General features: G+C 66.0%; 7 protein-coding genes. All 7 read left to right on the top strand.

The window, feature by feature from the left end; all coding sequences use genetic code 11:
- Positions 1 to 72: 72 nt before the first annotated feature.
- Positions 73 to 1,389 carry an extracellular solute-binding protein gene (locus tag VFP86_09150; protein HET8999797.1) on the top strand — a complete coding sequence of 439 codons (1,317 nt, stop codon included), beginning with the start codon at positions 73 to 75 and terminating at the stop codon, positions 1,387 to 1,389.
- Positions 1,390 to 1,410: 21 nt separating this feature from the next.
- A complete protein-coding gene (locus VFP86_09145) occupies positions 1,411 to 2,367 on the top strand; it encodes a sugar ABC transporter permease (protein ID HET8999796.1) in 957 nt (318 codons plus the stop codon).
- Between the two features lie 107 nt (positions 2,368 to 2,474).
- Entirely contained in the window at positions 2,475 to 3,272 is a 798-nt protein-coding gene (locus VFP86_09140) for a carbohydrate ABC transporter permease (GenBank protein HET8999795.1), read from the top strand.
- Between the two features lie 85 nt (positions 3,273 to 3,357).
- Positions 3,358 to 4,719: a hypothetical protein gene (locus VFP86_09135; GenBank protein ID HET8999794.1), complete on the top strand. Its 1,362-nt coding sequence runs from the start codon at positions 3,358 to 3,360 to the stop codon at positions 4,717 to 4,719.
- A gap of 37 nt (positions 4,720 to 4,756) precedes the next feature.
- Positions 4,757 to 5,407, top strand: coding sequence for an alpha/beta family hydrolase (locus VFP86_09130; protein ID HET8999793.1), 651 nt, complete (start codon positions 4,757 to 4,759; stop codon positions 5,405 to 5,407).
- A gap of 91 nt (positions 5,408 to 5,498) precedes the next feature.
- Positions 5,499 to 7,289, top strand: a complete 1,791-nt coding sequence (locus tag VFP86_09125) for a phosphodiester glycosidase family protein (GenBank protein HET8999792.1) — start codon at positions 5,499 to 5,501, stop codon at positions 7,287 to 7,289.
- A 139-nt stretch (positions 7,290 to 7,428) separates the two neighbouring features.
- Positions 7,429 to 7,857: acetyl-CoA C-acyltransferase (locus VFP86_09120; protein HET8999791.1), on the top strand; the 429-nt coding region annotated here is incomplete at its 3' end.

The following is a 7,857-nucleotide window of genomic DNA, read 5'->3' as shown; positions in this document are numbered from 1 at the left end:
ACGATGCAGCCTGCGGGATGTCCGCACGAATCACGCCGTCGGACGCCAACGCCCGCATGGAGGTGAAGAGAGATGTCTAACCTTGGACGGCGTGAATTCCTGCGCATCGCCGGGGTGGCCGCCGCCGGCGCCGCTGCGGTTCGCTATGCACCGGGGGCGCCGGTCCTCGCCCAGACCCCGCTCACGCTGCGGATAATGTGGTGGGGGTCGAAGAACCGGCACGATCGAACGATCAAAGTGCTCGAGATGTATCAGGCGGCGCACCCCGGGATCAAGTTCACCTACGAGTTTACCGGTTTCAACGATTACTGGACGCGGCTCGCCACCCAGGCCGCCGGCGGCAACCTCCCCGACATCATCCAGCAGGACTACGCTCGCCTGGTGGAATGGGAAGGTAACCGTCTGATGGTTCCTCTCGACGACTTCGTGAAGGACGGCACGATCGACCTCTCCCGGGTGCCGAAGGTCTCCATCGACGGCGGCCGCGTCAACGGCAAGCTGTACGCGATCAACCTGGGCAATAATTCGCAATCGATCCTCCTGGACACGGATGCCTTCAAACGGGCCGGCGTTCCACTGCCGGATCAAAAGTGGACCTGGCAGGACTTTGAACAGATCGCCCTGGCGTTCCGCCAGAAGCTCGGGATCTTTGGCGCCGGCTACGAGTTCTCGGACCAGCAGGTGTGGAAGTCGCTGTACATCGCCCGCGGCCAGTGGGTCTTCTCCCGCGACGGACGCTCGCTTGCGGTGACCGATGATGGTCCATTCGTCGAGCACTTGAAGATGCTGCTTCGCATGCAGAAGGCCGAGGCGATCCCCTCCCTGCAGCAAGAGATCAGCGAGTACCATTCAAATATCGAGGCGCAGCCGATCGTACAGGGCAAGGCCGCGATGTCCTATCAATGGAGCAACCAGGCCGTCGCCGAGGCGGCGGCCGCCGGCAAGGGCCGCAACTACAAGCTGGTGCACCTGCCGAGGCCCAAGGGCGGCAAACCGTCCAACTACCTCAAGCCGTCGCAGTTCTTCTCCATCACCTCGCATTCGAAGCACCCCAAGGAAGCCGCCGCGGTCATTGACTACTTTACGAACTCTATCGAGGCCAACAGGGTCCTATTGGCGGAGCGGGGCGTCCCCATCGCGCCCAAGATCCAGGAGGCCCTCAAGCCGCTCCTCCAGCCGGTCGAACTGGAGACGATCCGATACGTGGCGCGCGTCCAGACAGACAGCAGCCCGCTGCCGCCGCCCGATCCGGAGGCCTTTGCGGCTTTCCAGAACAACGTCTTCAATCCGCTGGTGATTGGTCCGGTGCTCCTCGGGAAGATCTCTCCGGAGGAGGGGGCGAAGGTCCTCAGGGTTGAGGGCAACAGGGTGCTGGCGCAAAAATCCTAGGCCGCGGTCCGTGAGCGCGCCATGATCACGAACCAATTTCGGACCGCCCGCCCGGAGACCGGGCGGCGGGAACGGAGGCGCGTCCGCCTGGGGGAACACCACCTGGCCGGCTATTTGTTCATTGCGCCCTGGCTGATCGGGTTCTTCGCCTTCACGTTCATCCCCATTGCCGCTTCGCTTGTGCTGGCGTTCACCAACTACAATATCCTCTCGCCCTTGCCCCACTGGATCGGTGTGCGGAATTTCGAGCGCATGTTCTCGCACGATCCGCGATACTGGGTGTCCGTCAGGCAGACGTTCTATTTCGCGTTCACCTCCGTCCCCTTGAAGCTGGCCTTCGCCCTGGCGCTGGCCATGCTGATGACCGCCCCCCGCAGACTGGTCGGCGTGTACCGCGCCGCCTACTACCTGCCGTCGATCGTGGGGGCGAACGTTGCGGTCGCGGTGATGTGGCGCCAGATTTTCGGCACGGACGGCGTGGTCAACGCCGTTCTGGCCGCCGCCGGCCTCCCGGCCCACACCTCATGGTTGGGGAATCCAGCCACAGCGGTCTGGACGGTCATCGCTCTGGCGGTGTGGGAGTTCGGGTCGCCGATGCTGATCTTTCTTGCGGGGCTCAAACAGATCCCGGCCGAGCTCTATGAGGCGGCCGCGATCGACGGTGCCGGCGTGCTAGCTAGGTTCACGAGGGTCACGTTTCCCCTGCTGACCCCCATCATCTTCTTCAACTTTGTCGTACAGATGATCTTTGGCTTCACGGTGTTCACCTCGGCATTCATCATCTCAAACGGTACGGGGTCGCCCCTCGACACGCTGCTGTTCTATCCGCTGTACCTCTATCAAAAGGGGTTCAGGGACTTCGAGATGGGGTACGCCGCCGCCATGGCGTGGGTGCTGCTCGTGGTCGTCGCCCTCCTCACCGCGCTGATCTTCAAGTCGTCGCGCTACTGGGTCTTTTACGCTCAGGAGGAAGCATAAGAGGCATGGCATCCGTGGCGACCGCCAAGTCCACCCCGCACGGCGTGGCCCGGCCGCAGGCCGCGCCCCTCCGCGCCCTAGCCCGGAGCCTCACCTACCATGGGTTCATGATCGGGTTCGGGTTGGTGATGCTCTACCCGCTCATATGGCTGGTGGCCAGCTCGTTCAAAGGTCCGTCGGAGATCTGGACCAACGTGTCCTCTCTGATCCCGAAGATCCCGACGCCCGAGAACTACGTCCGCGGCTGGGCGGGGTTTGGGTCCGTGACGTTTGCCACCTTCTACAAGAACTCGTTCCTCTACGCGGGCATCGGCACGATCCTCACCGTGGGGTCGTCGGCCGTCGTGGCTTTCGGCTTCGCCCGAACCCAGTTCGTGGGGCGGCAGTTTTGGTTCGGCGTCATGATGTCCACCCTGCTGCTGCCGGTTCAGGTGCAGATCATCCCTCAATACATCGTCTTCACGAAGCTGGGGTGGCTCAATACCTTTCTGCCCCTCCTGCTCCCGCGGTTCGGCGGCCAGGCGTTCTTCATCTTCATGATCATGCAGTTCATCCGCGGCATCCCCGCCGAGCTCGACGACGCGGCGGCGATCGACGGCTGCGGCAAGGTTGGGATCTTCTTCAGGGTGATCCTCCCGCTCATCACCCCGGTGCTGGTCGCGGCGGCGATCTTTTCGTTCTACTTCACCTGGGGCGACTTCTTCAGCCCCCTCATCTACCTGAACGATCCCAAGCTCTACACGATCTCGGTCGCGTTGAGGGCGTTCGCCGATCCGGCGGGTGCGACGGACTGGGGAGCCATCTTCGCGATGTCCGCGCTGTCGCTCGTGCCGGTGTTCGTCATCTTCGTGCTGTTCCAGCGCTACCTGGTACAGGGCATCAGCACAACCGGGCTGAGAGGTTAGGCGGGTCGATGACGGTCGCCCGGCGCGACGGCCAAGCCGTGGGGATCTCGCCTCGAAGCCACATCACGAGCGGAGGAGGATGTCCGTGAAGATCGCGTTTATCGGAGGCGGCAGCGTCCAGTGGACGACGATGCTCCTGACCGACATGGTGCTCAACCACACGCTGGACGGGGCGGAGCTGGTGCTCCACGACATCGACGCCGATGCGCTGGCGCTGGCCACTCGCGCGTCCCAGCGGATTATCCAGGAGGCGCAGTCGCGGATCCGGATCAGGGCCACGCCCGATCGCGAAGACGCCCTGCTTGGGGCCCGGTTCGTGATCCTGTGCGTGGCGATCGGCGGGCTCCGAGCCGTACGCAACGACCTCGCGATCCCGGAACGGTACGGGATCTACCAGCCGGTCGGGGACACGTCCGGGCCGGGTGGGCTGGCACGAGCGCTGCGGCACATTCCATTCGCCGTCCAGGTCGCCCGCGAGATGGAGCGTCTGTGCCGCGACGCCTGGCTGCTGAATCTGACCAACCCGATGACCACGATCTGCCGCGGCGTGACGCGGGCCACCGCGATCCGGACCGTCGGCCTGTGCCATGAAGTCGACCTCTTTCGCCGCCACCGCCTCGCCCCGCTGCTCAAGGTGCCGGCGGACACGATTACGGTCGAGGTCGCCGGCATCAACCACCTGCCGGCGATCGTGCGCTTCCGCGTCGGCGATGCGGATGGTGCGTCGAGGCTTCGCGCATGGCTGAGCGACCACACCCCGTTCGAGTTGGTCAACGATCACGTCCCAGAGCCGCACCGCGACGTCTTCCTGGACCGGCTGGCGGTGAAGCTGTCGCTCTTCGACCAGCTCGGCGTGTTGTTCGGCGCTGGGGACCGGCACCTCGCGGAGTTCTTCCCCAGCTTCCTCAGCGAGGCCAGCGGCCGCGGCACCCGGTATGGCGTGTTGCTCACCACGGTCGAACACCGGACCGAGAACGCGCGGGCGAGGCGCGCGCGGCTGGACGCGTTAGTCCAGGGCGGACCTGTTGAGCTCGTGCACTCAGACGAAACGCTGGCGCCCGTCGTGGCCGCACTGGCCGGCGGCCCCACCGGCCGGTTCATCGTCAACGCGCCGAACGTGGGCCAGATCGACGCGCTCCCCCGCGATGTGGTCGTGGAATCTGCCGCGGAGGTGGACGCGCTAGGCGTTCGCCCCATCGCCGTCGGCGCGCTGCCGCAACCACTGTACGCGGCCCTCGCGCCCCACGTCGCCTGGCAGGAGCTGGTGGTCGAGGCGGCCCTGACCGGGCGGCGGGAGCCGGCGCGGGCGGCGATGGCCATCGACCCCGTGGTCCACGATCCGGCGATTGTCGACCCCCTGCTCGATGAGCTGCTGGCGGCGAATGCCGCCTTCGTCGAAACGACGGTTGGGGACGCGGGCTGGCGCACGGCGGCAGGACGTACGTAAAGAGGAGCCCTTTCGGTTTGACGCGGCCGGGGTCTCGGTGTCCGGCGTCTGGACCCACGCCACCCAACCGGTGGCCGCCTCCGCGATCGCCCATGGGGCGGGGGCGGGCCTGAGTCATCCGTTCATGGCGGGAGTTGCCGAAGCATTGGCGGCCGGGGGCATCTCGGTGCTCCGGTTCAATTTCCCCTACATGGAGACGCGCCGCCGTTTCCCCGACGCCGCCCCAGTGCTCCTAGAAACGTGGAAGGCGGCGATCCAGCAACTCTCGCCCCCCAATCCCGGGCTGCCGGTCGTCATGGGGGGCAAATCGTTGGGGGGGCGGATGGCCTCCGTGCTGGCGGCGGCGCAGGGAGAACATTTCCCGGGGGCGGCCCTGGTGTTTTTCGGATATCCGCTGCATTCCCCCGGAAACGCCGACCGCCTCCGTGACGCTCATCTGCCTCAAATCCGTGTGCCGATGCTGTTCATCCAGGGCACCAGAGATCCCCTGGCCAGGCTCGACCTTGTGGAGGCGGTGGTCGCGAGACTGCATCCGCTGGCCCGCCTGCACTTGGTGACCGGAGGTGATCACTCGTTCCGCGTACCGGGGACAAAGCGCTCCGATCGAGAAACCGGGCATGTGGTGGGCCGAATCGCTACCGACTACATTCGCGACGTCGCCGCCACGCGGCCTCCGCCGCCGTCCTGAGGGCGGGATCCGGCAGGAACCGGCGGCCGGCTGTCGAACTGAAGGCGCCAAACAATCATCGTCGGCGAAGGGATCGCAGCTTAGGATCGACGTGGACAGTCGCACCCTCGGCCGCATCAGCATGTTGTGCATCACGCTCTTCCTGATCCTCCTTCCCGGATCAGGCTCGGCGAGTCCCCTGCGATTCTGGCCCACGGTCGTGCGGTCCTCGGGGCTCACGGTTCCCGTCGCGTCCGGCGTCGAGTACAGCCATTTTGCGGTCGCCACCACGGCGGGCCCCCTCAACATCCACCACCTCCGCGTCGATCTCGGTAATCCCACGGTGCGCGTGGGAATGGGGCTCGCCAGCGACCGGCTCATGAGCGTGGATGAAACCGTGTCTTCGATGGCGCGACGCAGCCGGGCCGTTGCCGGCGTGAACGGTGACTACTTCGACATTCACGAATCCGGCATGCCCCTCAATATCGTGGTCAAGGACGGTCAGCTCCTCCGAAGCCCGGTGGCGCGGGTCGCGCTCGCCATCGACCAGGACGGCGGCGCTCGAATCGTCCGCTTCCGGTGGACGGGCTCCATCGTGTTGTCCACGACCAGGGAGTCGTATTTCCTGGCGGGATACAACACCGGCTTTGTTTCCGACGGCCTCGTCGCCGTCTCCAACATCCGGGGATACGGAGCCCCGGTTCCGGATCCCGCCACGCGGCAGGCGGTCGTGGAGTTGACCCCCGCGGACGATCCGGCCGCCCAGCCCTTCATCTCCCCGGCGCAGGCCGCGGTCCTGCCCGCGACCCAGGAGACGGGCAACTATCTCGTCAAGAACGTATGGCCGCAGCAGGCCTATTACGCACCGTTTCCTGGGGACGCGCTCATTGTAGTCGGCCGGGGTGCCGCGGCAGACTGGCTGCTGCAGAAGATGGCGCCCGGAGCGCCGGTGCAGGTAAACCTAACCACCACCCCCACGTGGCGCGGCCTGCAGATGGCCATTGGCGGCGGTCCGCTGCTCGTGCAGGATGGAGAGGTCGTCGGGGACCCGTACAGTCCGGCGCCTGGTGAGCGGGATCGGCGGTTCCCTGTGGCCGCAGTCGGCATCGGTCAAGACCGCCGGACGATGATGCTCGTCGCAGTCGATGGCCGCCAGCCACGCTTGAGCATCGGACTGACCCGTCCCCAACTTGCCACATACCTGCGGCGGCTCGGAGCGGATCAGGCGATGGCATTTGATAGTGGGGGATCCGCTACGATGGTGGTCCGTCTTCCGGGGCAGGGTGTCCCGAGGGTCGTCAACTCGCCGTCAGACGGCGTAGAACGGCCGGTTGCCAATGCCCTGCTGGTCTATACGACGGCCGTTGCCGGTCCGGCGACCCGACTACTGGTCAACACAGGGCAGCCGCTCCGGTTGTTCGCAGGAGCGAAGACGTCACTCGGGGTCATCGGCGTGGACGCGCAGGGGAGCCCCGTGCCGCTGCCCGCTCCCGTCAAGATCACGGCACCGCTCCCCCTCATCACCGTCATCCCCGGGAATACCCTGCGCGCCGGCCGCACACCGGGAACGGGGCTCGTCCTGGTACAGAGCGGGCCCGCCAGCGGGCAGATGCGCATCTCGGTCGCCTCACGGCTGAGCCGTTTGGTGCTCGCGCCCGAGACCGTCGCCGTAGCCCCCAGGGCCAAGCGCTCGCTGAGCCTGCAGGGAATCGATACAGACGGGTATCTTGTCATCCTGCCGGATCACGCCGCCTCCTGGACCGTGACCCCCCGTTGGTTGGGCGTCGTCTCAGCTGGTGGAGAGTTCGTCGCCGGTGGCCGGCCGGGGACTGGGACGATCGTGGTGCGGCTCGGAGGAGCGGTGTCAAAGGCCCGCGTGACGGTAGGGCGGCCGGGAAGGTAGCCGGCGGCGCGTTTCGAGCGACCGGTTCGTCGATATACGCGGATGCGCCCTTGGGGCCTTCGCGCCGCAGGACTCCCCGATGACCTCACGGAAAAGGCTGATGCAAGCAATCGTTCCGCGGTAATTCGAGGGTATCGATATGACGCCGGGTGTCGCACACGATGCGGTCATTTTGAGTGCTGCGCGGACACCGGTGGCGATCGTACAGGGAGCACTGGGCGAGGTGTCCGCCGCAGACCTGGGCGCCACCGCCGTGCGCGCCGCGGTTGAGCGCGCCGCCCTCCCTGACTTGAGCGACGTCGATGAAGTCTACATGGGCAATGTGGTTTCGGCAGGCCTCGGCCAGAACATCGCCCGGCAGATCGCGATCGGGAGTGGATTGCCGAGCAGTGTCGGAGCCACGACGATCAACAAGGTATGTGGCGCTAGCCTGAAGGCGGTCGTGCTGGCCGCCCAGGCCATTCGGGCCGGCGACGGCAATTTGCTCGTGGTGGGCGGCGTGGAAAGCATGAGTCGAACGCCGCACCTCGTCGACGGCCGCATGAACCAATTGCGCTTCGGCAACACC

The sequence above is a fragment of the bacterium genome (assembly GCA_035703895.1).
GTDB lineage: Bacteria > Sysuimicrobiota > Sysuimicrobiia > Sysuimicrobiales > Segetimicrobiaceae > Segetimicrobium.
This window is presented reverse-complemented; position numbering and strand designations above follow the sequence as displayed.